Here is a 24228-nt window from a genome sequence, read left to right as displayed (position 1 = left end):
CGGATAGCCGATCTGCGAGCCGATCGGTGTATCCACATGTTTATACGCCGTACGCACGGCGGTACATTGCGTTAAATGGGCCACAATCGATTGCGCCACCGCCTTGTCGACAGTGACCAGTCGTGGAGCGCTCGGCAGCGGCGTCGTCGTTCGGAATGGCTGGCGCGCACCTTCCCCGACATCGGCGACATGCACGTCGTCGACCTCGGTGGCCGGCTGGGCACCTGGCACCGCGCTACCGTACGGCCGGCCCGGGTCACCGTGGTCAACCTGGAACCGCCGCCCGCCGCCGTACCCGAGTGGGCCCACGTCGAACAGGCCGACGCCTGCGACCTGCCAGCCCACGTCACCAAGGGCACCTACGACCTGGTCTTTTCCAACTCCGTGCTGGAGCACGTCGGTGGCCACGAACGCCGGCTGCGGTTCGCCGCCGCGGCCCGCGCGCTGGCTGATCGGCACTGGGTGCAGACGCCCTACCGGTACTTCCCCATCGAGCCGCACTGGATCGCACCGGGGATGCAGTTCCTGCCGATCCGGATGCGCACCGCGCTCGCCCGCCGTTGGCCCCTCGGGCACAAACCCACCCGCAGCCACGAGGCAGCCATCCACCAGGTGCTCTGGACCGAACTGCTGGACCGTTCGCAGATGCGCCACTACTTCCCCGACTCGGCGATGCTCGTCGAGCGGGTGGTCGGCCTGCCGAAGTCGCTGATCGCCGTCCGGACCGGGGCGTGAGCCGGCTCAGAAGAGGGTCAGCTCGTCCTTCTCGATCCCGCGCAGCCGGTCGTAGTTGACGACCACGCACCGGATGCCCCGGTCGGCAGCGAGCACCCGGGCCTGCGGCTTGATCTCCTGCGCGGCGAACACCCCGGTGACCGGGCTGAGCAGCGGGTCGCGGTTCATCAGTTCCAGGTAGCGGGTCAGCTGCTCCACCCCGTCGATCTCGCCGCGCCGCTTGATCTCGACGGCGACGGCACCGGAGTTCGCGTCCCTGCACAGCAGGTCGACCGGACCGATCGCCGTCATGTACTCGCGGCGCACCAACGTGTACCCCTCGCCCAGCACACCCGGGTTGGCCGCCAGCAGCTCCTGGAGATGCGCCTCCACCCCGTCCTTGCGCAGGCCGGGATCAACGCCCAGCTCGTACGAGGTGTCCTGGAAGACCTCCTCCAGGGTGATCCGCAGCTCCTCGCCGGCCTTGTTGACCACCCGCCACACGCCGGGGGCCTCCTCCAGCCGACAGGGCGGGCTCATCCAGTTCAGCGGCTTGTACGCACGGTCGTCGGCGTGAATCGACACCGACCCGTCCGCCTTCACCATCAACAGCCGGGTGGCCGGCGGCAGGTGAGCCGAGAGCCGTCCGACATAGTCCACCGAGCACTTCGCAATGACCAACCGCACCCGACGAGGGTAGCCGAGGGGCCCGCGAGCGCCACCGAGCGGCACTGGCGCGTCGGTGCGATGCTGAGACCGTGTTCGAAGTCCTCACCGGTACCGGTCTCGCCGCCTCGGCGGGTCTGAACGCCTACATACCCCTGCTCGTCCTCGGCCTACTCGGCCGCTACACCAACCTGATCGACCTGCCCAGTGGCTGGACCTGGCTCGGCAACGGCTGGGTCATCGTCATCCTGGCCGTACTTCTCGCCGTCGAGATGGTGGCGGACAAGGTGCCCGTCGTCGACCACGTCAACGACGTGGTGCAGACCGTCGTCCGGCCCACCGCCGGCGGCCTCGCCTTCGGTGCGGGCTCGTCGTCGGAGACCGTGACGGTCAGCGACCCGGGGAGCTTCTTCACCTCGCACCAGTGGGTGCCCGTGGCCACGGGGGTCCTGCTCGCCTTCGGCGTACATCTGCTGAAGTCCGCCGCGCGGCCAGTCATCAACGCGACCACCGCCGGGTTCGGCGCACCGGTGGCCAGCACCGCCGAGGACGCGACGAGCGTGGTCATGTCCCTGGTCGCGGTCATCCTGCCGGTGCTGGTACTCGCCTTCCTGGTGGGGCTGGTCGGCTTCGTCTACTGGTTCCTGCGTCGACGCTCCGAACGCCGGCGGGAACGCCAGGCGGCCCGCGCCGCTGGCTTCCGCGTCTGACCTCGGGCTGCGGCGGTAGCGCTCGCACCTCCAAGATGTGCGGGTACGACGATGGCCGGCACCCCGTGTGGGGTGCCGGCCATCGGTGGTTCTCAGCTGTTCCAGTGCTGGCCAACCAGGTCGGTGGCCTGCTGCTCCCACTGCGCGTACGCGTCCGGGTAGGCGGAGACCTGTACGGTCTGCGCGGCGTCGGTCAGCGGCATGTCCTGCCAACCGTCAACCTGGCGCAGGCCCTTGAGGAACGCCGTGGTGGAGTACTCCGGGTTGGTGATCTGCTCCGGCGTGCCCCAACCGCTGGTGGGGCGCTGCTGGAACAGGCCCAGGGAGTCGTGGTCGTTGGCGTCACCCAGGTGGCCCAGGTTCTCCAGCTTGGACTCCTGCAGGCTCGTGGCGATGGAGATGACCGCGGCCCGCTCGGGCAGGCCGGCCTTCTTCGTGGCCGCGATGATCGCCTTGACGTTGGCGGTCTGCTCATCGTTGAGGGTGATGTGCGACTGGTCGCCCTGCGGCTTGGGCGCGGCGGTGTGCACGGCCACGGCGGCGGGTCTGGCGTCCACGGCCGGGGTGGCGGCGTGGGCGGCGATCGGGCCGGCGAAGACGCCACCGGCGAACGCGAGACCAGCAACGGACAGCATGCTCTTGCGGAAGATCGTGTTCATGGGGGGTTGCTCCTTCGGGGGTAGGAAACACCCACACACCACCCGTTCGGGGGGATTGGTGACGCGGGGTGTCAGCACCTCGTCCGGGCGCTTGCAAAGTCTGGGGGGCGGCCTGCGGCGGCCGGTCCGTGTGTAACGACCTGCCGGCCGGGGCCATTCCCGGGGGCTGAGGATCCGCGGGGGATCGGGGCTCGCCGCGCCGGGACCGTGTGTAACGACCTGCGGTCCGGGGTCATTCCCGAAGGCGGCGGCCCTGTGATCAGGGGTGCTCGCCGCGGCGGGTCAGCGCGTAACGAGCGGCGGTTCGGGGCCATTCCCGGGGCCCGGGGGCCGGGGGCGGTGACCCGCCTTTGCTCTGCTTCAACCCAGGAAACACCTACCGTCCGATAATCGGACACCGGGTGTCTCCTCGGTTGAAGCAGAGCAAAGGACGCGCGGTGATGGCGCCCGACCTGACGGACGGCGGGGCGATGACCTGCGCTCCTGCGATCGTCGGGGGGCCACGACGCCCCGGCGCGCCAACGACCTTCCCGCCCACCAAGGCACATCCGGTCACCCCGTGAAGACCCCCACAGCCGGACATACCGTCGGCCGGCGCGATCGGGCGGGCGCAACCGAGCGATGATCGGCTCGACATCGCCGAAGTCGGGGTATCCGGGGCCGGATGACACCGCGATATCGGCGACCTCGTGTCGATCATGCCGACATGGCCGGTAAGGCTGACGGCCAGACGGGCGTATCGGGGTAAGCGCAGGCTGGCAAATGCCTAATATCGGGGCAGGAGCCTAGAGGAGGTCGCATGACCACTGCAATGGAGATGCCCCGAGTCCAGGAATGTGTCGTCGCGGCGTGCGCGTACAACCAGGGCGGTGACTGTCACGCGTTTGCGATCACCATCGGCAGCATGGACCACGCGCACTGCCACACCTTCGTCGAGTCACCCGTCCGGGGCGGGGTGGACGGCCTGACCGCGCAGGTGGGTGCCTGCCAGCGTTCCGACTGCCGACACAACGAGCAGTTGGAGTGCCACGCGTCGTCCATCAAGGTCGGCCCGGACAACGACATGGCCGACTGCATGACCTACGCCGGCCGCTGACCCTTCGACGGACCCGGTCAGGGCAGGTCGTTGGCCTGCCGGATGACCGTCACCAGGTCGTCGATGATCCCGGTGAGGGCGAAGTCCTTCGGCGTGAAGACCCGGGCCACCCCGGCGGCGAGCAGGGTGTCGGCGTCACCGGCGGGGATGATGCCGCCCACCACCACCGGCAGGTCCGCCCGGCCGGCGGTGCGCAACCCGTCGAGCACCGCGGGTACGGCCGCCAGGTGCGAGCCGGACAGCACGGACAGCCCGACCAGGTCCACGTCCTCCTCCACGGCGGCGGCCACGATCTGTCCGGCGGTCAGCCGAATGCCCTGGTAGACGACCTCGAAGCCGGCGTCGCGGGCGCGTACCGCGATCTGCTCGGCACCGTTGGAGTGCCCGTCCAGGCCGGGTTTGCCGACGAGCAGCCGCAGCCGGCCGGTGCCCAGTTCCCGCGCGGTGGCCGCGACCCGCTCGCGGACAGCCACGAGGCCCGGCTCACCGCCGCTGCCGGTGGCGCCGGCCAGGCCGGTCGGCGCCCGGTACTCCCCGAAGACCTCGCGCAGCGCGCCGGCCCACTCGCCGGTGGTCACCCCGGCCCGCACACACTCGACGGTCGCCGGCATCAGGTTGGTGGTGGTCGCGGCGTCCGCGCGGAGCCGGGCCAGCGCCGCGTCGACCACTGCCGCGTCCCGGTCGGCCCGCCACCGGCGTACGCCCTCCACGGCGGCCGCCTCGACCGCGGGATCGACCTGCTCGACGGCCTGCGCACCGGTGGCGGTCAGCGGAGAGGCCTCGGTCTCGGCGTACCGGTTGACGCCGATCACCACGTCGACGCCGGTCTCGATCCGGCGACGGCGTTCGGCCAGCGAGGCGACCAGCGCGCTCTTGAGGTAGCCGGTCTCCACGGCGGCCACCACGCCGCCCAGCTCCAACACGGCGTCCAGCTCTGCCCGTGCCCCGGTGACGATCTCGTCGACGAGCGCGGTCATCACGTGCGAGCCGGCGAACAGGTCGGGGTATTCGAGCAGGTCCGACTCGTACGCCAAAACCTGCTGCATCCGTAGCGACCACTGCTGGTCCCAGGGGCGGGGCAGGCCGAGCGCCTCGTTCCAGGCGGGTAGCTGCACCGCACGGGCCCGGGCGTCCCGGGACATCGTCACGCCGAGCATCTCCAGCACGATGCGCTGGATGTTGTTCTCCGGCTGCGCCTCGGTGAGGCCGAGTGAGTTGACCTGTACGCCGTAGCGGAACCGCCGCTGCCGGGAGTTGGTCACGCCGTACCGGTCCCGGGTGATCTCCTCCCAGAGCACGCCGAACGCGCGCATCTTGGCGATCTCCTCGACGAAGCGCACGCCCGCGTTGACGAAGAACGAGACGCGCTGCACGACGTCGCCCATCCGTTCGGCGGGCACCTGGCCGGAGTCGCGGACCGCGTCGAGGACGGCGACGGCGGTGGCGAGCGCGAAGCCGACCTCCTGCACGGGCGTCGCGCCGGCCTCCTGGAGGTGGTACGAGCAGATGTTGACGGGGTTCCACTTCGGCATCGCCGTCAGCGTGTGGGCGATGACGTCCGCGGTCAGCCGCAGCGAGGCCGCCGGCGGGAAGATGTACGTCCCCCGGGACAGGTACTCCTTGATGATGTCGTTCTGGGTGGTGCCGGAGAGCCTGTCGACGGTCCACCCCTGCTCCATCGCCACGGTCCCGTAGAGGGAGAGCAGCCACATCGCCGGGGCGTTGATGGTCATCGAGGTGTTCATCTCGGCGAGCGGGATGCCGTCGAAGAGCGCCCGCATGTCCCCCAGGTGGGCCACCGGCACGCCGACCCGGCCGACCTCACCGGCGGCCAGCTCGTGGTCGGGGTCGTACCCGGTCTGGGTGGGCAGGTCGAAAGCGACCGACAGACCGGTCTGACCCTTGGCGAGGTTGCGGCGGAAGAGCGCGTTCGTGGCGGCGGCCGACGAGTGGCCGGCGTACGTGCGCATCACCCACGGGCGATCCCGCTCGGGCAACCGGCTGGGCGTCTCATCCATGGCCGGAGTCTAAGTTACCGTTCAGTAGAAGAGGTTGTGGAAAACCGCACAGGTCCATGTCGAGGACGCCCGGGTGCGAAGCGCGCGCGGTGGCCCGGACCGCCATACCCCGGGCACCCGCCGATCGCCACCAGGACGCACACTGGACGTCATGGATGACGAGCTGGCCATCTCCGTCCGGGGGCTGCGCAAGGCGTACGGCGACAACGTGGCGGTGGCGGGCGTGGACCTCGACGTCCACCGGGGCGAGGTGTTCGCGTTGCTCGGCCCGAACGGCGCGGGCAAGACCACCACCGTGGAGATCCTGGAGGGCTACCGGCACCGGGACGCCGGCGAGGTGGCCGTGCTCGGCGCGGACCCGGCCCGACCCGACGCCGGCTGGCGCTCCCGTGTCGGCTTCGTGTTGCAGGGCACCGGCGAGTTCGACGAGCTGACCGTGGCCGAGGTGGTCCGGCACTTCTCCGGCTTCTATCCCGACGCCGACGACCCCGCCAAGGTGATCGAGCGGGTCGGGCTCGCCGCGAAGGCGAAGGCCCGTACGCACACCCTCTCCGGCGGCCAGAAGCGCCGCCTCGACGTGGCGCTGGGCATCATCGGCCGCCCCGAACTGCTCTTCCTCGACGAGCCGACCACCGGCTTCGACCCGGAGGCACGCCGCGAGTTCTGGGAGCTGATCCGCGACCTCGCCGCCGCCGGCACCACGATCCTGCTCACCACGCACTATCTGGACGAGGCGGAGACGCTCGCCGACCGGGTGGGCGTGATCGCCGGCGGCCGGCTGGTCGAGGTGGCCGCACCGAACCGGCTCGGCAACCGCCAGGAGTCCCTGGCGACGGTCTCCTGGCGTACCCCGGAAGGGGTTCGGGAGAGCGCGCAGAGCGCGACGCCGACGGCCTTCGTGGCCGACCTGGCCGCGCGCTACGGCGGCGAGGTCCCCGGGCTCACCGTGACCCGGCCGACCCTGGAGGACGTCTACCTCACCATGATCGGACAAGCGCGATGACGACCACGACGAAGCCGGCCACACCGATCACCGCCGGCCGCGGCCGCCCACCTCGCGCCGGCTCCCTCGCCCTACGCCAGGGCCGGCTGGAGATCACGCAGTTCCTGCGCAGCCGGGAGTCCGTGGTCTTCACGATGGGCTTCCCCATCATCATGATCCTCATCTTCGCGTCGATCTTCGACGGGACGATCGGGGGCGGGGTGAGGTTCACCCAGTACTTCATCACCGGCATGATCGCGACCGGTCTGATGACAGTGAGCTTCCAGAACCTGGGCATCTGGATCCCGATCGAGCGGGATCGGGGTGTGCTCAAGCGCTACCGGGGCACGCCGATGCCGAAGTGGGTCTGGTTCGCCGGCAAGGTGATCATGGTGGTGGCCATCGGGATCGCCGAGACCGTGCTGCTGCTGGCCGTCGCGGTGGCGCTGTTCGACCTCGACCTGCCCGGCAGCGCCGGGAAGTGGTTCACCTTCGGCTGGGTCTCCGTGCTCGGGGTGACCGCGTGCACCCTGTGCGGCATCGCCATCTCGTCGCTGGCTCGCACCGCCCGCAGTGGCTCGGCCGTGGTCACCCCGGTGGCCCTGGTGCTCCAGTTCATCTCCGGGGTGTTCTTCGTCTTCACCGACCTGCCCACCTGGATGCAGCAGGTGGCTGCGTTGTTCCCGCTGAAGTGGATGTGTCAGGGGCTACGGGCGGTCTTCCTGCCGGAGAGCTTCGGGGCGCAGGAACCGGGCGGCTCGTTCGAGCTGGGGCGGGTGGCGCTGGTGCTGGCTCTGTGGTGCGTGATCGGCCTGGTGCTCTGCCTGACCACCTTCCGCTGGACCACCAAGCGCGACGGGTGAGCGGACCGACCGGGGCGGGCAGCGCCGCCCCGGTCGTCACCCACTCAGTACGTGTAGAAGCCCTTGCCGGTCTTGCGGCCCAGGTCACCCGCGGTGACCATGCGCTGGAGCAGCTCCGGCGGAAAGAACTTCTCGTCGGCCGTGTCGGTGTAGATGTTCTTCGAGGCGTGCAGCAGCACGTCCACCCCGGTCAGGTCGGTGGTGGCCAGCGGACCCATGGCGTGCCCGAAGCCCAACCGGCAGGCCGTGTCCAGGTCCTCGGCCGACACCACGCCGGACTCGACGAGCTTGACCGCCTCCATCACCAGCGCGGAGATCAGTCGGGTGGTCACGAAACCGGCGATGTCCCGGTTGACCACGACGACCGTCTTGCCGATCTCCTCGGCGAAGGCCCGCGCGGTGTCGAGGGTGGCGTCGCTCGTCTTGTAGCCGCGCACCAACTCGCAGAGCTGCATCATCGGCACCGGCGAGAAGAAGTGCGTGCCGACGACGGCCTCGGGCCGCTCGGTGACCGCGGCGATCTGGGTGACCGGAATGGCCGACGTGTTGGTGGCGAGCACCGCGTCGGCCTTGCAGATCCTGTCCAGAGCCCGGAACACCTCGTGCTTGATCTCCAGCCGCTCGAAGACCGCCTCGACCACGATGTCCGCGTCGGCCGCGGCCTCCAGGTCGGTGGTGGGGGTGATCCGGGCAAGCGTCGCCTCGACGTCGGACGCCTCGATCCTGCCCTTCTCGGCGAACTTCTCCAGCGACTTCCGGATACCGCCGAGCCCTCGGGTGGTGGCCGCGTCGTCCAGGTCGCGCAGCGTCACCTGCCAGCCCGCCTGCGCCGCCACCTGGGCGATGCCGGAGCCCATCAGCCCGGCCCCGACGACCGCGAGTCGACCCGCCATCTGCTTCTCCCTCGCTGCGATTGAGTGCCTGCCTGCACCCTAGGGGTCTGTGTGAAACAGACCCTAGCCCGCGAGCCTGAACGATGGCTAAGTCGGTGGTCAGATCTCCAGCGACGGCTCCTCGGGCGCGGTCCCCCGCTCCACCGCAACCCCGAGCGCACGCAGGTCGGCCACGAAATCCGGGTACCCCCGGTCGACGTGGTGCACGTGCGAGACCTCGGTGGGCCCGTCCGCGCAGAGCGCGGCGATGATCAGCCCGGCGCCGGCGCGGATGTCGGTGGCCCGAACCGGCGCTCCGGACAGCCGCTCCCGCCCCCGGACCACCGCGTGGTGCCCATCGGTCTTGATGTCCGCGCCCAGCCGCATCATCTCGTTGGCGAACATGAACCGGCCGTCGAAGATGTTCTCCGTGATCAGGGACGCGCCGTCGCTGACCGCGGCCAGCCCGATCGCCATCGGCAGCAGGTCGGTGGCGAACCCGGGGTACGGCAGAGTCACCACGTCCACCGCGCGGGGGCGGTCGTCCATGCGTACCCGGAAGCCGTCACCGCGCGTCTCGACCAGGCCGCCGGCCGCGACGACCTTGTCCAGCGCGACCTCCAGGTAGGCCGGGTCCAGCCCGGTCACCGTCACGTCGCCGCGGGTCATCGCGGCGCCGAACGCCCAGGTGCCGGCGACGATCCGGTCCCCGACGGTGGCGTGCCGCACCGGGCGCAGGCCGGGCACGCCGGTGATCCGGAGGGTGGACGTGCCGGCGCCGGAGATCCGCGCGCCCATCTGGTTGAGCATCGTGCAGATGTCGACGATCTCGGGCTCCCGGGCCGCGTTGTCGATCATCGTGGTGCCCTGCGCCAGGACCGCCGCCATCACCAGGTTCTCGGTCGCGCCCACACTGGGGAAGTCCAGCACGATGTCCGCGCCGCGCAGCCCGTGCGGGGCCTCGGCGATGACGAAGCCGTGCTCGCCGGAGATCTCCGCGCCCATCCGGGTCAACCCGGAGATGTGCATGTCCAGGCCGCGCGAGCCGATCGCGTCGCCGCCCGGGTGGGCGACCCGCACATAACCCCGGCGGGCCAGCAGCGGGCCCAGCACGCAGATCGACGCGCGCAGCCGCCGGACCAGGTCGTAGTCGGCCTCCGCGCCCGGCTGCTCGGGTACGTCGATGGTCACCGAACGGGAGCGCGCGACCCCGCCCCGGGCCACCATCGGGTCGACGGGGTCGTCCGCGTCGAACCGGACGTCACAGCCCAGCCGCCGCAGCACCTCCCCCATGATCGCGATGTCGGTGATCCGGGGAACGTTGGTGATCACGCTGCGGCCGGGGGCGAGCAGCGCGGCGGCCATCAGCTTCAGCGCCGAGTTCTTCGCGCCGACCACGTGCACGGTGCCGGCCAGGCGGGCCGCACCGCAGACGCGGATGACGTCGACGTCGTTGACCGCCGTATCACCGGCGTCGCCCGGGCCCACCACCGCCGGCCAGCCGGCTGTCGCGTCCGGTCGCGCGGGGATCGTCAGGTCGGGTATCCGTAGGCTGTGCGTCATGGCCGTCCACCTCACGCGCATCTACACCAAGGCCGGCGACGCCGGCATGACCAGGCTGAGCAACAACGAACAGGTCCCGAAGACCGATCCACGGATCGCCGCGTACGCGGATGTCGACGAGTGCAACGCGGCGATCGGTGTCGCGCTCGCCCTGGGCCAGCTCGACGACGAGCTGCGAGTCGTCCTGGCGTCGGTGCAGAACGACCTGTTCGACGTCGGCGCCGACCTGTCCACGCCGGTCGAGCCGGAGCCGAAGTACCCGCCGCTGCGGGTCACCGAGAAGTACGTCGAGCGCCTGGAGGGCTGGTGCGACGAGTACAACGCGCGCCTGAGCAAGCTCGACTCCTTCATCCTCCCGGGCGGCACCGCGGGCGCGGCGCTGCTGCACGTGGCGCGGACCATCGCCCGACGAGCCGAGCGGGCAGCATGGGCGTTGGTCAGCCACGATCCGGACCGGACCAGCCCGCTCCCGGCAAAGTATCTCAACCGGCTCTCCGATCTGCTCTTTATCCTGTCAAGAACGGCAAATCCGGCGGGCGATGTGCTATGGGTGCCGGGCGGCAAGCGCTGATGATGGGCACCGTGCAGGGGTAGTTCCCGCTCCAGCCGCACTCACGCGTCGGCGGAGCTGCCACCTGGACCCGACCAGCGCGTTGATCGACTCCGGTCCAACGAAGTCGGGGCATCCCCGCCACGGGAACACCCCGACGTCAAGAAAGCCGAGTCGATCAACCCCCGCGGCCACCGAAGAGGCGGGACCAAGCGAAACCCCGGCCGCCGAGGAGGCGAGGACTCACCGAAACCGGTAACGGCAGGTGATCAAAAACCGGACCGGACCGACGCACAGCGCCGCGGACGGGTTTCCGGGGCAGCCCGCCCGGCGCAAGGATCAAGCCTGACCGCCCGGAGCCGGGCGGGCTGCCCCGGAAACACCGAACAGCGCCCACGGAAAGCTCAGGAGCAACGACAGAGCAGTTCAGGCAGCCGGCCAGTCCTGGGAGGCCAGACGCGGCGAGACCGCCCCCGGAGGGGCGGCCTCGAGCCAGGAGAGGAAGCCGGTGACGGTCGATCGCGCCATGGCGATCTCCACCGGTGCGTGGTGACTCGTACAGCGGAGGATCACCCAGTCGGCCGGCATGGAGAGCCGTTCCTGCCCTTCGGGCAACCGCCGGCGCTCGACCGCGAGATCCTTGCGGGACAGGACCCGCTTGGGACGGAGTGCGAAACTGAACATCCGGTACCAGCGCAGTTCTTCACCGGCGAACCGGCCGAACCCCGGTGACCAACCACGCCCGTCGAGTACGGTGGTCACCCGAACGCTGAGCCGGATGATGCCACCGCTGCGGGTGACGACGGCCCGCCGGACGAAGAGCACGAGAAGCGCGACGAGGATGACGGCGACGCCGATCCCGATCCCTTCGACGATCTGCATCCGCGGTTGTGGCTCAGCGGCTCTGCGCGGAAACCGGGGTAGCGCTCTCGGCCAGCACGGTGACGCCCTCGGCGCTCACCGAGAGGAAGCCGCCGGCTACCTCGTACGCGACCTGCTCGCCGCCGGCCAGCTTGATGCGAACCTGGCCGGGCTCGGCGAGCTGGCCGAGCAGCGGCGCGTGACCCGGCAGGACACCCAGCTCGCCCTCGGTGGTCCGGGCGACGACCATCTCGGCCTCACCTGACCAGACCTTCTCCTCGACGGCGACGAGCTCGACGTGAAGCTGCTGTGCCACGCTGTCTCCTTGCTGCGGCTACGGATTGCCAAAAGTCTAGTCGTGCCGCCGAACCGCCCCCAACGCGGGTGGCGAGAGCTGCGCCACGCCTACTTGCTCTTGTTCTGGAATTCCGGGTGCTCCAGCAGGAACGGGTCCAGTTGTTCATTGTGCAGGGCGGTGAAGAACTCCGGGACGCCTGCCTGGAACTGCTCACCCTTGTAGGTCTTGCCCTCGAAGACCGGTCCGCCCGGCAGCTTGATCATCTGAATGGTGTTCGGGCGGATGTTCTTCAGGGCGAGCCCGAAGTCGACCACACTGTTGCCCCGACCGTTGAAGATCAGCGATTGGCCGGCGGCGCGGAGCACCTTGTCGAGCTTGATCGGATTGGCCACGACGTCGGCGCTGAACGCCTGGCCGACCATCGCCTTCACGAACTGCTGCTGGTGGCGCTGCCGGCCGTAGTCCGCGTCCGGAACACCGTTCTTCGGGTAGCGCTGCCGGACGTAGTCCAGGGCCTGCCACCCGCTGAGGTGGTGGGTGCCCTTCTTGTAGATCGCCTGCGGGCCGACGTAGCCCTCGCCGCGCGTGTTGCCGGGCCGGGGCTTGCCGTCCGGCTGCTTGTGCTCGGACTTCACGTCCCGCTCGACGTACATGTCGACGCCGCCCATCGCGTCGACGATCTTCTGGAAGCCGGTGAAGTTGATGATCGCGCCCGCGTCGAAGCGCTTGATGCCGGTGGCGTTCTGCACGGTGGTGGCCAGCAGCTCGAAGCCGCGCGCCGCGTCCGGGTTGCCGCCCGGCACCCGGCTGCCGAACGACATCGCAGCGTTGATCTTCGTCGTCTCGCCGCCGAAGTTGGCCTTCTTGAACGCCGGGATGTCGACGTAGAGGTCGCGCGGCAACGAGAAGAGGTAGGCCCGGTCCATCGACGCCGGAACGTGCAGCACCATGATCGAGTCGGCCAGCGGCGCGGCCGTCGGCGTACGCGGGTCGATGCCGACCAGCAGGAGGTTGAGCGGGCCCTTGATGTCGCTCTTCTTCTCCTTGGCGCCCGCCGCCTGGTCACCGAAGAGGTCGGCCTTGCCGACGGCACCCTCGTAGCGGGCCATCAGCACCTCGCTGCCGACGAGCGCCCCACCGCTGAGCACGGTCAGCACGAGGCCGAAGACGGTGCAGAGCTTGGCCCAGCGCGGCACACCCCGCCAGATGGACGACTTGCGGCCACGCTTGCCGGCCTTACCCACGCTCATCTCCGTTCGCTACGCCCACGTAGTGGAGACGGGCGCACGTCGTCGAAAGGTTGCAGAAGTCAGCGCCGTTCACGTGAACGCGCGGACCGACCGTATCTCGCGTACCGGTCGAGCGACGACCACGAGTAACGGACCGCGACGATGGTAAGACGTGAAGATGAACAAAAGACTGCCCCGACATTGCCGGGGCAGTCTTTTGCGGTACGGGTACGACGAGGGCTGTCAGGCCTTCATCAGCTCCTCAGCCTTGGCTTCCAGGTCCTCGAGACCGCCGCACATGAAGAACGCCTGCTCGGGGAAGTGATCGTACTCACCCTCGCTGATCTTGCGGAACGCCTCGATGGTCTCCTTGATCGGGACCGTCGAGCCCGGCACGCCGGTGAACTGCTCCGCCGCGTAGGTGTTCTGCGAGAGGAAGCGCTCGATCCGCCGGGCTCGGGCCACGGTGATCTTGTCTTCCTCGGAGAGCTCCTCGATACCGAGGATGGCGATGATGTCCTGCAGGTCCTTGTATCGCTGCAGGATCCGCTTGACCTCGGTGGCCACCTGGAAGTGCTCGGCGCCGACGAACTCCGGGGCGAGGATCCGGGACGAGGACGCCAGCGGGTCCACGGCCGGGTAGATGCCCTTGTCGGAGATCGACCGCTCCAGGTTGGTGGTCGCGTCGAGGTGGGCGAACGTGGTGGCCGGGGCGGGGTCGGTGTAGTCGTCCGCCGGCACGTAGATCGCCTGCATCGAGGTGATGGCCTGGCCCCGGACGGAGGTGATCCGCTCCTGGAGCTCGCCCATCTCGTCGGCCAGGGTCGGCTGGTAACCCACGGCGCTCGGCATACGGCCGAGCAGGGTGGAGACCTCCGAACCGGCCTGCGTGAAGCGGAAGATGTTGTCGATGAAGAGCAGCACCTCCTGCTTCTTCACGTCGCGGAAGTACTCCGCCATGGTGAGCGCGGAGAGCGCGACCCGCAGACGCGTGCCCGGCGGCTCGTCCATCTGGCCGTAGACCAGCGCGGTCTTGTCGATGACGCCGGACTCGGTCATCTCGGCGATCAGGTCGTTGCCCTCGCGGGTGCGCTCACCCACGCCGGCGAAGACCGAGGTACCACCGAAGTTACGGGCAACCCGGGTGATCATCTCCTGGATGAGCACCGTCTTGCCCACGCCCGCGCCGCCGAACAGGCCGATCTTGCCGCCCTTGACGTACGGGGCGAGCAGGTCGATCACCTTGATGCCGGTCTCCAGCATCTCGGTCTTCGGCTCCAGGTCCGCGAAGGCCGGGGCCTTGCGGTGGATACCCCAGCGGTCGTCCGGGGTGAGGGTCTCGCCCTCCTTGAGGTTGAGCACCTCGCCGATCGCGTTGAACACGTGGCCCTTGACCGCGTCGCCCACCGGAACGGTGATCGGCTCGCCGCGGTCACGAACCTCCGCGCCGCGAACCAGACCGTCCGTCGGCTGCATCGAGATCGCGCGGACCAGGTTGTCACCCAGGTGCTGGGCGACCTCCAAAGTCAGCGTCTTCTCACCGCCGGACAGGTTCACGGTGACGTTCAGGGCGTTGAACAGGGCCGGCATGGCGTCGCGCGGGAACTCGGCGTCGACGACCGGGCCGATGACCCGGACCACGCGACCCGTGGCCGTCTTGGTCTCGGCTGGTCCGCCAGCCGCAGTCGATACAGTCATCACACTTCACTTCCCGACGCGGCGAGCGCGTTGGCGCCGCCGACGATCTCGCTGATCTCCTGGGTGATCCCGGCCTGACGGGCCGAGTTCATCTCACGCGTGTACTTCTCGATCATCTCTTCGGCGTTGTCGGTGGCGCTCTTCATCGCCCGCCGCCGTGCCGCCGACTCACTCGCCGCCGACTCGAGCAACGCCGCGTAGATCCGCGTGTTGATGTACCTCGGCAGGAGCGCGTCGAGCAGCGCCTCCGCCTCCGGCTCGAACTCGTACGCCGGCAGCAGCCCCTCGGAGCGCGGCCGGTCCTCCACCTGCATCGGACCGATGACCTTGGTGACCGGGTTCTGCGTCATCAGTGAGTGGAACTCGGTGTAGACGATGTGCAACTCGTCGACGCCGAGCACCCCGTCCGCGCCGGCGGCACCGTCGACGTCGTCCGCACCGGCCGTGAACGCCTTGATCAGCGTCTCACCCACGGCGCGGGCGTCCTCGAACGACGGCTGCTCGCTGAACCCGGTCCAGTTCGCCTCGATCGGCCGGTCACGGAACCGGTAGAACCCGACGCCCTTACGCCCGATGACGTAGAGCACCGGCTCCTTGCCGTCCGCCTTGAGCCGCGCGATCAGCGACTCGGCCATCCTGATCGCGTTGGAGCTGTAACCGCCGGCCAGGCCACGGTCGCTGGTGACCAACAGGACGCCCGCCCGCCGCACCCGCTCGCGCGGGGTGAGCAGCGGGTGGTCGATCCGCGCGTTGGACGCCAGCGCCGTGAGCACACCGGTGATGGCCTGGGCGTACGGCAGGGACGCCTGCACCCGCGCCTGGGCCTTGGCGATCCGGCTCGTCGCCACGAGCTCCATCGCCTTGGTGATCTTCTTCATCGACTTCGCCGAGCGGATTCGTTGACGAAGAACGCGTACCTGGGCCGCCATCGGATCAGCTCTCGGCCGGGCGGTCGGTCGCGCCGTCGCGGAAGCGCGTCACCGTCTCGCGGTTCTCGTCGCCCTCGAGCGGAGCGGCCGGCGCGTCGTTGACCTTGCGCTCGTCCTCCTTGTTCAGGAAGACCTGCTTGAACTCCGCGATCGCGGTGTCCAGGGAGCCGGTGATGTCGTCGTTCCACTGGTTGTCGGCGATCGACGCGAGGACACCCTCGTGCTTGTGCCGCAGGTACTGGAGGAACTCCGACTCGAAGCGCCGCACCTCGCCGACCGGGATGTCGTCGAGCTTGCCCTCGACGCCGGACCAGACCGAGACGACCTCTTCCTGCACCGGGAACGGCGAGTAGTTCGACTGCTTGAGCAGCTCCACCAGACGCGAACCACGGTTCAGCTGGTTCTGCGAGGCGCGGTCCAGGTCGGAGGCGAAGGCGGCGAACGCCTCCAGCTCGCGGTACTGGGCCAGGTTGAGCCGCAGCGAACCGGAGACCTTCTTCATCGGCTTCACCTGCGCGGCGCCACCGACTCGGGAGACCGAGGTGCCGACGTTGATCGCCGGACGAACGCCCTGGTTGAACAGGTCGGTCTCCAGGAAGATCTGGCCGTCGGTGATCGAGATGACGTTGGTCGGGATGAAGGCCGAGATGTCGTTGGCCTTCGTCTCGATGATCGGCAGACCGGTCATCGAGCCGCCACCCAGCTCGTCGGAGAGCTTCGCGCAGCGCTCCAGCAGGCGGGAGTGCAGGTAGAAGACGTCACCCGGGTACGCCTCACGGCCCGGCGGGCGACGCAGCAGCAGCGACACGGCCCGGTACGCCTCGGCCTGCTTGCTCAGGTCGTCGAAGACGATCAGGACGTGCTTGCCGCCGTACATCCAGTGCTGGCCGATGGACGAGCCGGTGTACGGGGCGAGGTACTTGAAGCCGGCCGGGTCGGACGCCGGCGAGGCCACGATGGTCGTGTACTCCAGCGCGCCCGCCTCCTCCAGCTGCCCCTTGATCGAGGCGATGGTGGAGGCCTTCTGGCCGATGGCGACGTAGATGCAGCGGACCTGCTTCTTCGGGTCGCCGGTGCGCCAGTTGTCCCGCTGGTTGAGGATGGCGTCCAGCGCGACAGTGGTCTTGCCGGTCTTGCGGTCACCGATGATCAGCTGCCGCTGGCCCCGACCGATCGGGGTCATCGCGTCGATCGCCTTGATGCCGGTCTGCAGCGGCTCGAACACCGACTGCCGGGCCATCACGTTCGGAGCCTGCAGCTCCAGCTCGCGGTAACCCTCGTCGGCGATGTCGCCGAGACCGTCGATCGGCTGGCCGAGCGCGTTGACCACGCGACCGAGGAAGGCGTCGCCGACCGGAACCGAGAGCACCCGGTCGGTGCGCTTGACGCGCTGCCCCTCCTCCAGCTTGGCGGAGTCACCGAGGACGACGACGCCGATCTCCCGCACGTCGAGGTTCAGCGCCACGCCGAGCGTGCCGTCCTCGAACTCCAGGAGCTCGTTGGTCTTGGTCGAGGGCAGGCCCTCGACGTGGGCGATGCCGTCGCCGGTGTCGGCGACGGTGCCGACCTCCTCGCGGGAGACGTCGGACGAGTAGGAGGAGACGTAGCGCTCCAGGGCGCCGCGGATCTCCTCCGTCGAGATGGTCAGCTCGGCCATCCTCTGCTTCCTTAAAATTCAGGGGCCCGGGATACCTAGTACCAACCGGTCCGAATGGCGTCTGTCAATCCAGGCGCTGGGCGGCGGAACCGCCCGGTTGCTGGGCGGTGAGCCGTTCAGCGCTTCGCGAGCGCGTTGCGGGTCTCGTTGAGGCGGCGCAGGATGGTGCCGTCGTACAGGTCGGAACCGACCCGGACGCTCACTCCACCGAGAACGGCGGGGTCGACCGTCTGCTTGACGGACACCTCTCGACCGTATATCGCGGTGAGGCTCGCACCCAGTCGACGCTCGTCCTCGTCACTCAACGGGGCCGCGACGGTCACGTACGCCACCTGCCGGTCACGCCGGTCGGCGGCCAGCTCGACCAGCCGGGTGAGCGCCCCACTGAAGGAGCGTCCCCCGAAACCGCCGAGCGCCGCCTCGACGAGGCGGACGGTGACCGGACGGGCCTTGTCGGCGAGCAGCTCGCGGGCCAGGGTGGCCCGCTGCTCGACCGGGGCGACCGGGTCGGCCAGCGCGTTGCTCAGCGCCGGCTGACCACCCACGACCTGGCCGAAGCGGAACAGTTCGTCCTCGACCTCGCCCAGCTCACCGGCGGAGTCGGCGCTGGCCAGCAGCGCCTCCACGCCGAGGCGCTCGGTGCCGTCGAGCAGTTCCGACGGTGCCGACCACCGGCCGGAGACCAGCGTCACGAGCAGGTCGAGCGCGTCCGCGCCGATCCGCCCGCCCAGCATGTCGCCGAGCAGCGCCCCGCGGTCCTCGCCGGAACGGGCCGGCTCGGAGAGCGCCCGGCGCAGCCGCGGCTCACGCCGCAGCAGGGTCGCCACGGAGAGGACGGCGTCGGCGGTGGAGGCCACCGCCGACGGCTCCGCGCCGCGGACGTACGCGTCGAGGCGCTCGGCCGCGATCTTGTACGACTCCCGGCTGGCGGCCTGCATCAGCGGGCCCCCGTGCTCTCGAGACCGCTCAGGAACCGGTCGACAGTGCCCTTGCGCCGCGCCTCGTCGGTCAGCGACTCGCCGACGATCTTGCTGGCCAGGTCCACCGCGATGGTGCCGACCTCCGCGCGCAGCTCGCGCACGATGGTGGCCCGCTCGGCGGCGAGCGCGTCCTTGCCCGCCTGGATGACCCGGTCGGACTCCTCCCGCGCCTTGGCGAGGATGTCCTGACGGATGCCCTCGGCGTCGGCCCGCGCGTCGTCACGGATCTTGGCGGCGTCGGTCCGAGCCTCGGCGAGCTGGGCACGGTACTGCTCGAGCAGCTGGTTCGCCTCGGCCTGCGCGGCCTCGGCGCGCTTGATGCCGCCCTCGATCGCGTCGACCCGAGCCTGGAACGTCTGCTCCATGCGCGGGAAGACGAACTTCATCAGCACGAAGCAGAGCACGGCGAAGGCGATCGTGCCGACCACGATCTCTTGCCAGATCGGAATGATCGGGTTGTGGCCCGACTCACCACCCTCGGCGGCGAGGAGGAACAACATGGGTGACCTCCCGGTCGGAAGGGGCGGAATCAGCCGGCCCAGATGAAGCCGAAGGCGATGCCGAACAGCGCGAGCGCCTCGATGACGGCGAAGCCGATCCAGACGTACGGCAGGGTCATGCGCGACGACTCGGGCTGCCGGGCGGTCGACTGGATGTAGGCGGCGAAGACCAGGCCAACGCCGATGCCCGGGCCGATGGCGGCGAGACCGTAGCCGATGGCAGCGGTGCTACCGGTGACCTCGGCGAGAACGCTAGCGTCCATTGGTGTGGTTCCTCCTGGTTATCACGCGTGACTCTCACGCGGGACGACAACGGTTGGTGCGTGGATCAGTGCTCTTCGGCGAGCGCGCCCTGGATGTAGCTGGCGCTCAGCACCGTGAAGACGTAGGCCTGCAGGACGATGACCAGCGCTTCGAGAAGGGTCAGCGCCACGGTCATCACCCAGGAGACCACCGACACCGGCGCCAACCAGGCGTTGGCGCTGAGCATCGCGAAGCCGCCGAGCGTGAAGACCAGCAGGAGCATGTGGCCGGCGAACATGTTCGCGAAGAGACGAACGGCCAGTGAGAACGGCCGGATGATGAAGGTCGAGAACGCCTCGATCGGGATCAGCAGCGGCAGGATGTACCAGGGCGCCGGCGGGATCAGGGCGTGCTTGAAGTACTTGGCGAAGCCGTGGTGCCGGATGCCGATGTAGTTGAACAGCACGTAGCTGATCACCGCGAGGATCGCCGGGAAGGCGATGTGCGAGTTCGGCGAGATCTGGAAGACCGGGATGATCGCGAACGCGTTCGTCAGCAGCACGAAACAGAAGAGCGTGGTGAAGTACGGAGCGAACCGCACGCCCTGGTGCCCGATCATGTCGACCGCGATGTTGTTCCGCACGAAGCCGTAGATCGACTCGGCGAACCACTGCTTCTTGGTCGGCACCAGCTTCGGGTTGCGGTAGGTCGCCAGGAAGAAAATGATCAGGACACCGACCGCGATCCAGATCATCAGCGTGAACTTGGTGAACCAGTAAGAGTTCTCCGCACCCCAGGGCAGGATGCTGGGCAGGTAGAAGTCCTCCTTGCTAGGTGGGAATTCTGCCTGGCCCGCTGCCAGGACGTTCGCCTGTCCGAACACCGCGTCCCTTCCTAAGTAGGCGTGCCGAGTCGGCGGATGACCAGGATGACTCCCCCAGCCATGCCGAGCACGAAGCCGATCCCGGTGGCGACGCCACCGGTATCGAGCCACTGGTCGACCAGCCAGCCGATGAAACCCCACACGAGCATGCCTCCGATGAGGTAGCTCAGCGCGGTCCAACCCTGACCGGCCCCGGACGGATAGTCGTCCGGTTGACCGGCGGGACGGGGGGTTTGGTCATCAGCCATGACGGGGCGAACGATATCAGCCGGGAAGACGAGGCTGTGCCTCACCCCCCGCACAACCGTCGTTGTGTGGGCTTCTCGTGGGCGCCGTCGTCTGTGGGCACGCTACTCCCCTTCCGCCCGTCGGAAAATGACCGGAGGCCGACACATTGCCGCGCGTCCGATAGGTGGGACACCCCGAGTCGGTGACCAGGTCAGCCGGAGCGGCGGGCGTGCACCGTGGTCAGCCACCAGAGGTGCGCCGCCGTCCACACTGCCACCCCGGCGACGATGCCGAGGCAGAGCGGGATCAACCCCGCCCAACCGGTCGACGCCACCGCCACCAGGACGACACCCAACAGGGTGAACTTCAGCACGTAGAGCCCCACACCGAGCGGCAGCAGCAACTGCGGGTTGACCTGGTCGGCCCGCGCCAGCACCACTGTCGTGAGCGTGTAGCTGAACACCGTCACGCCCACCCCGGCCGCCGCGCCGAGCGCGGCCGACGCGCCACCGGTCACCCCGCCGACCACGGCCGCGACCACCGCCAGCGCCGCCGACGCGGCCAACAGCACCGGCAGGTGCCGCAACCGCCACCGCCGGTCGGCGGCGGGCTCGACCACCCCGGGCTCAGCCACGGGGGTACGCCGGGAAGGCCGCGACCAGTTCGGCCACCTCGGCGCCGATCGTGGTCAGCGCGTCGAGGCCACCCGGCTCACCCGGGTTCGTGCGCACCGCCCGCGCGATCAGGGCGGCCACCTGCCGCAGCTCACCCTCGCGCATGCCCTGAGTGGTGACGCTCGGCGTACCGACCCGGATACCCGAGGCCACCAGAGGCGGCTGCGGGTCGTACGGGATGGCGTTCTTGTTGAGCGTGATCGAGGCGGCGTCGCAGCGTGCCTCCGCCTCCGCGCCCGTCACCCCCAGCTCCCGCAGGTCGATCAGCGCGAGGTGGGTGTCGGTTCCACCGGACACCGGGCGCATCCCCTCGTCGGCCAGCCCGGCGGCGAGCGCCTGCGCGTTGCTGACCACCTGCCGGGCGTACGTCTGGAACTCCGGCTGCGCCGCCTCGCGCAGCGCGACCGCCTTGGCCGCGACCGCGTGCATCAGCGGGCCGCCCTGGGTGAACGGGAAGACGGCCTTGTCGATCCGCTGGGCCAACGACTCGCGGCACAGGATCATGCCTCCGCGCGGGCCGCGCAGCACCTTGTGGGTGGTGGCGCAGACGACGTCGGCGTACGGCACCGGGGACGGGATGGCCCGGCCGGCCACCAGGCCGATGAAGTGGGCCGCGTCCACCATCAGGTACGCGCCGACCTCGTCGGCGATCTCCCGGAACCGCGCGAAGTCGATCAACCGGGGGTACGCGGTGGCCCCGCAGATGATCAGCTTGGGCCGGTGCGCACGGGCCAGGTCGCGGACCTCGTCGTAGTCGATCAGCTCGGTGTCCGGGCGGACCGGGTAACCGACCGGGTGGAACCACTTGCCGGAGAAGTTCACCCTGCTGCCGTGGGTCAGGTGCCCACCGTGCGGCAGGTCCATCGCCAGCACCGTATCCCCCGGCTGCACCAGAGCCGCGTACGCGGCCAGGTTGGCGCTCGCCCCGGAGTGCGGCTGGAGGTTGGCGTGCTCGGCCCCGAACAACTCCTTCGCACGGGCGATCGCGATCTCCTCGGCCCGGTCCACCTCGGCACAGCCGCCGTAGTAGCGCCGGCCCGGGTAGCCCTCGGCGTACTTGTTGGTGAGCGTCGAGCCGAGCGCGGCCAGCACCGCCGGCGAGGTCAGGTTCTCGCTCGCGATCAGTTGCAGGCCACCCCGCAACCGGTCCAACTCGCCGAGGACCACCCCGGCGATCTCCGGATCGGTGGCCCTGAGCTGGGCGAAATCCGGCCCCCAGAAGGTGCTCGTCTCGGTCTCCACAGCGAACGAGTCTAGGGCCTGTTGCACAAGGGCGGCCGAGCCGAGGTGGAGTCCGGGCGGCGATCCGGCAAGGCGTCGTCCGGGCCCGCCGCAGGCCGGCCAGTTCTTGTGCAACAGGCCCTCGGGAGCCGCACACTGGAAGCCGTGAGATGCCTCGTCACCGGAGCCACCGGATACATCGGCGGGCGGCTGACGCCGTTGCTGCTCGCCGACGGGCACACCGTGCGTTGCCTGGCCCGCAAGGCCGTACGCCTGCGCGACGTGCCCTGGGCGGCGGCGGCCGAGATCGTCGAGGGTGACCTGAGCCGGCCCGAGACACTGGCCGCAGCCTTCGCCGACGTGGACGTCGCGTACTTCCTGGTGCACTCGCTCGGCCGGAAGGACTTCGAGGCGGCCGACCGCACGGCGGCGACGAACTTCGCGGCGGCGGCCCGCGCGGCAGGCGTACGCCGGATCGTCTACCTCGGTGGTCCGGAGCCGGCAGCCGACGCCGAGGTCCCCTCGCCGCACCTGCGGTCCCGGGCCGAGGTGGGCCGGATCCTGCTGTCCAGCGGGGTGCCCACGGCGGTGCTCCGCGCCGCGGTGATCATCGGCTCCGGCTCGGCGTCGTTCGAGATGCTGCGCTACCTGACCGAGCGGCTGCCCGCCATGGTCACGCCACGGTGGGTCCGCAACCGGATCCAGCCGATCGCGGTCCGCGACGTGCTGCGCTACCTGGTCGGCTGCACCACGCTGCCCCCCGAGGTCAACCGCGGTTTCGACATCGGCGGCCCGGACGTGCTGACCTTCCGCGAGATGATGCAGCGCTACGCGCGGGTGGCCGGCCTGCGGCGGCGGATCATCCTGCCGGTCCGGCCCCTCACACCGTCGCTCTCGTCGCACTGGGTCGGCCTCATCACCCCGGTGCCGAACAAGATCGCCCGCCCGCTGGTGGAGAGCCTGATCCACGAGGCCGTCGCCCACGAACACGACATCGCCCGGTACGTGCCCGACCCGCCGGACGGCCTCACCGGCTTCGACGAGGCGGTGGCGTTGGCGCTGGCCAAGGTACGCGACGCGCAGGTGGAGACACGCTGGTCGACCGCCAGCGGCCCGGACGCGCCCGCCGAGCCACTGCCCAGCGACCCGGACTGGTCCGGCGGCACCGTCTACACCGACGTGCGGGAACGGGCGGTGGACGCATCGCCGACCGCGCTCTGGCGCGTCATCGAGGGAGTCGGCGGCGAGCACGGCTGGTACTCGTTCCCCCTCGCCTGGTCGGTACGCGGCTGGTTGGACCGGCTGGTCGGCGGTGTGGGGCTACGACGGGGCCGGCGCGACCCGCACCGCCTCCAGGTCGGCGAGGCGCTGGACTTCTGGCGGGTGGAGGAGATCATCCCCGGCGAGTTGTTACGGCTGCGCGCGGAGATGCGGCTACCCGGCCGCGCCTGGCTGGAGATGCGGGCGCTCCCGACCGAGGACGGCCACAGCCGCTACCAGCAACGCGCCGTCTTCCTCCCCCGCGGTCTGGCCGGGCACGCCTACTGGGGTTCGGTGACGCCGTTCCACGCGGTGATCTTCGGCGGGATGGCCCGCAACATAGCCCGCAACGCCGAACAAACCCCCTAACCACCCCCACGCCCCACGCCCCACACCCACGCCCACCCGCTCGCCCAAGCGCACCCCTTGCCAGCGCCCACGCCACGCCATGCCCACGCCCACGCCCACGCCGATCTTGCACATTCTGTTGCCGTTTTGCCCGTTTGGTGTCCTAAGTCGCCACAGAAAGTGCAAGATCGCCGAGCCCGGGGCGGGCCCGAGCCCGGGGCGGGGCGGGGCCCGGGGCGGGGCGGGGCGGGGCGGCAGCGGCGGCGAGAGCCCGCACATCCCGGAGCTGAACCCCCGCCTCACGCGATCTTGCACTTTGTGTTGCCGATTTGCGGCCTAGGCACCCTAAATCCCCGCAGAAACTGCAAGATCGGCGCGACGGGAACGGGGGCGCGGGGACGGGCGGGGCGGGCGCGACGGGAACGGGGGCGCGGGCAGGGACGGGCGGGGCGGGGGCGGGGGGCGGGGGCGGGGGAGAGCTGAAGGGGGTGGTGTAGGGTAAGTGGGTGGGTGGGGGGGTGTAGTG

General features: G+C 69.8%; 25 protein-coding genes. 7 read left to right on the top strand and 18 right to left on the bottom strand.

Translation table 11 applies throughout. The features are described 5' to 3' along the window. Window positions 1–75 precede the first annotated feature (75 nt). Window positions 76–735: a methyltransferase domain-containing protein gene (locus tag ABZV06_RS26110; protein ID WP_355237538.1), complete on the top strand. Its 660-nt coding sequence runs from the start codon at window positions 76–78 to the stop codon at window positions 733–735. Between the two features lie 6 nt (window positions 736–741). On the opposite strand, the gene nucS is transcribed toward ABZV06_RS26110, so the two are convergent. Further along, the gene (nucS, locus tag ABZV06_RS26105) at window positions 742–1401 is read right to left on the bottom strand and encodes an endonuclease NucS (RefSeq protein ID WP_039908963.1); all 660 of its coding nucleotides are present in this window, start codon (window positions 1399–1401) and stop codon (window positions 742–744) included. A gap of 71 nt (window positions 1402–1472) precedes the next feature. On the opposite strand from nucS, the gene ABZV06_RS26100 reads away from it, so the two are divergent. Further along, window positions 1473–2090 (top strand): DUF4126 domain-containing protein, encoded by a 618-nt coding sequence (locus ABZV06_RS26100; RefSeq protein WP_355237535.1) that lies wholly within the window; start codon window positions 1473–1475, stop codon window positions 2088–2090. 92 nt (window positions 2091–2182) lie between these two features. Here the strand turns inward: ABZV06_RS26100 and ABZV06_RS26095 are convergent, their stop codons facing one another. Then, a complete protein-coding gene (locus ABZV06_RS26095; protein WP_355624789.1) occupies window positions 2183–2749 on the bottom strand; it encodes a hypothetical protein in 567 nt (188 codons plus the stop codon). A 799-nt stretch (window positions 2750–3548) separates the two neighbouring features. Between ABZV06_RS26095 and ABZV06_RS26090 the strand changes: the two genes are divergently transcribed. After that, window positions 3549–3845 (top strand): DUF1540 domain-containing protein, encoded by a 297-nt coding sequence (locus ABZV06_RS26090; RefSeq protein ID WP_355063537.1) that lies wholly within the window; start codon window positions 3549–3551, stop codon window positions 3843–3845. 17 nt (window positions 3846–3862) lie between these two features. Here the strand turns inward: ABZV06_RS26090 and ABZV06_RS26085 are convergent, their stop codons facing one another. Further along, the gene (locus ABZV06_RS26085) at window positions 3863–5863 is read right to left on the bottom strand and encodes a protein meaA (protein WP_355624787.1); all 2001 of its coding nucleotides are present in this window, start codon (window positions 5861–5863) and stop codon (window positions 3863–3865) included. Between the two features lie 151 nt (window positions 5864–6014). Here ABZV06_RS26085 and ABZV06_RS26080 point away from each other — a divergent pair, with 151 nt between their 5' ends. Then, window positions 6015–6866 carry an ABC transporter ATP-binding protein gene (locus tag ABZV06_RS26080; RefSeq protein WP_355624785.1) on the top strand — a complete coding sequence of 284 codons (852 nt, stop codon included), beginning with the start codon at window positions 6015–6017 and terminating at the stop codon, window positions 6864–6866. Further along, a complete protein-coding gene (locus tag ABZV06_RS26075) occupies window positions 6863–7708 on the top strand; it encodes an ABC transporter permease (RefSeq protein ID WP_355237522.1) in 846 nt (281 codons plus the stop codon). The genes ABZV06_RS26080 and ABZV06_RS26075 overlap by 4 nt, the downstream gene beginning before the upstream one ends. Before the next feature lie 44 nt (window positions 7709–7752). On the opposite strand, the gene ABZV06_RS26070 is transcribed toward ABZV06_RS26075, so the two are convergent. Further along, complete coding sequence (locus ABZV06_RS26070; RefSeq protein WP_355624783.1) at window positions 7753–8601, bottom strand: 3-hydroxyacyl-CoA dehydrogenase family protein; 849 nt, start codon at window positions 8599–8601, stop codon at window positions 7753–7755. Between the two features lie 99 nt (window positions 8602–8700). Continuing rightward, complete coding sequence (murA, locus tag ABZV06_RS26065) at window positions 8701–10143, bottom strand: UDP-N-acetylglucosamine 1-carboxyvinyltransferase (RefSeq protein ID WP_355237516.1); 1443 nt, start codon at window positions 10141–10143, stop codon at window positions 8701–8703. Here murA and ABZV06_RS26060 point away from each other — a divergent pair. Next, on the top strand, window positions 10142–10714 hold the full coding sequence (locus ABZV06_RS26060) for a cob(I)yrinic acid a,c-diamide adenosyltransferase (protein WP_355624781.1): 573 nt from the start codon (window positions 10142–10144) through the stop codon (window positions 10712–10714). The two genes, murA and ABZV06_RS26060, sit on opposite strands and share 2 nt — an antisense overlap. A 405-nt stretch (window positions 10715–11119) precedes the next feature. Here ABZV06_RS26060 and ABZV06_RS26055 read toward each other — a convergent pair whose 3' ends face one another. The 13 genes from ABZV06_RS26055 to glyA all read right to left on the bottom strand — a co-directional run bounded on the left by ABZV06_RS26055 (window position 11120) and on the right by glyA (window position 22115). Continuing rightward, window positions 11120–11575 carry a DUF2550 domain-containing protein gene (locus tag ABZV06_RS26055; protein ID WP_355237511.1) on the bottom strand — a complete coding sequence of 152 codons (456 nt, stop codon included), beginning with the start codon at window positions 11573–11575 and terminating at the stop codon, window positions 11120–11122. A gap of 13 nt (window positions 11576–11588) precedes the next feature. Further along, window positions 11589–11870, bottom strand: a complete 282-nt coding sequence (locus ABZV06_RS26050) for a F0F1 ATP synthase subunit epsilon (protein WP_355237508.1) — start codon at window positions 11868–11870, stop codon at window positions 11589–11591. A gap of 89 nt (window positions 11871–11959) precedes the next feature. Further along, entirely contained in the window at window positions 11960–13102 is a 1143-nt protein-coding gene (locus ABZV06_RS26045) for an LCP family protein (protein ID WP_355237506.1), read from the bottom strand. Between the two features lie 222 nt (window positions 13103–13324). Next, window positions 13325–14779, bottom strand: coding sequence for a F0F1 ATP synthase subunit beta (gene atpD / locus ABZV06_RS26040; protein ID WP_355237503.1), 1455 nt, complete (start codon window positions 14777–14779; stop codon window positions 13325–13327). Next, window positions 14779–15708: a F0F1 ATP synthase subunit gamma gene (locus tag ABZV06_RS26035; protein WP_355237501.1), complete on the bottom strand. Its 930-nt coding sequence runs from the start codon at window positions 15706–15708 to the stop codon at window positions 14779–14781. Before ABZV06_RS26035 ends, atpD begins: the two co-directional genes overlap by 1 nt. A gap of 4 nt (window positions 15709–15712) precedes the next feature. After that, window positions 15713–17365: a F0F1 ATP synthase subunit alpha gene (atpA, locus tag ABZV06_RS26030; protein ID WP_355624779.1), complete on the bottom strand. Its 1653-nt coding sequence runs from the start codon at window positions 17363–17365 to the stop codon at window positions 15713–15715. A 116-nt stretch (window positions 17366–17481) separates the two neighbouring features. Beyond that, window positions 17482–18303, bottom strand: a complete 822-nt coding sequence (locus tag ABZV06_RS26025; protein ID WP_355237495.1) for a F0F1 ATP synthase subunit delta — start codon at window positions 18301–18303, stop codon at window positions 17482–17484. Beyond that, window positions 18303–18842 carry a F0F1 ATP synthase subunit B gene (locus tag ABZV06_RS26020; protein WP_355237653.1) on the bottom strand — a complete coding sequence of 180 codons (540 nt, stop codon included), beginning with the start codon at window positions 18840–18842 and terminating at the stop codon, window positions 18303–18305. The genes ABZV06_RS26025 and ABZV06_RS26020 overlap by 1 nt, the downstream gene beginning before the upstream one ends. A gap of 32 nt (window positions 18843–18874) precedes the next feature. Next, window positions 18875–19108 carry an ATP synthase F0 subunit C gene (locus ABZV06_RS26015; protein ID WP_091405890.1) on the bottom strand — a complete coding sequence of 78 codons (234 nt, stop codon included), beginning with the start codon at window positions 19106–19108 and terminating at the stop codon, window positions 18875–18877. 65 nt (window positions 19109–19173) lie between these two features. Beyond that, window positions 19174–19971 (bottom strand): F0F1 ATP synthase subunit A, encoded by a 798-nt coding sequence (gene atpB / locus ABZV06_RS26010; protein ID WP_355237491.1) that lies wholly within the window; start codon window positions 19969–19971, stop codon window positions 19174–19176. Between the two features lie 11 nt (window positions 19972–19982). After that, complete coding sequence (locus ABZV06_RS26005; RefSeq protein WP_355052858.1) at window positions 19983–20219, bottom strand: hypothetical protein; 237 nt, start codon at window positions 20217–20219, stop codon at window positions 19983–19985. A gap of 191 nt (window positions 20220–20410) precedes the next feature. Further along, window positions 20411–20833: a hypothetical protein gene (locus ABZV06_RS26000; RefSeq protein ID WP_355624777.1), complete on the bottom strand. Its 423-nt coding sequence runs from the start codon at window positions 20831–20833 to the stop codon at window positions 20411–20413. Next, window positions 20826–22115: a serine hydroxymethyltransferase gene (glyA, locus tag ABZV06_RS25995; protein WP_355624775.1), complete on the bottom strand. Its 1290-nt coding sequence runs from the start codon at window positions 22113–22115 to the stop codon at window positions 20826–20828. The genes ABZV06_RS26000 and glyA overlap by 8 nt, the downstream gene beginning before the upstream one ends. A 144-nt stretch (window positions 22116–22259) precedes the next feature. Between glyA and ABZV06_RS25990 the strand changes: the two genes are divergently transcribed. Beyond that, a complete protein-coding gene (locus tag ABZV06_RS25990) occupies window positions 22260–23723 on the top strand; it encodes an SDR family oxidoreductase (protein ID WP_355237483.1) in 1464 nt (487 codons plus the stop codon). The last annotated feature ends 505 nt before the right edge of the window (window positions 23724–24228 follow it).

The sequence above is a fragment of the Micromonospora sp. NPDC005172 genome (assembly GCF_040608555.1).
Lineage (GTDB): Bacteria > Actinomycetota > Actinomycetes > Mycobacteriales > Micromonosporaceae > Micromonospora.
This window is presented reverse-complemented; position numbering and strand designations above follow the sequence as displayed.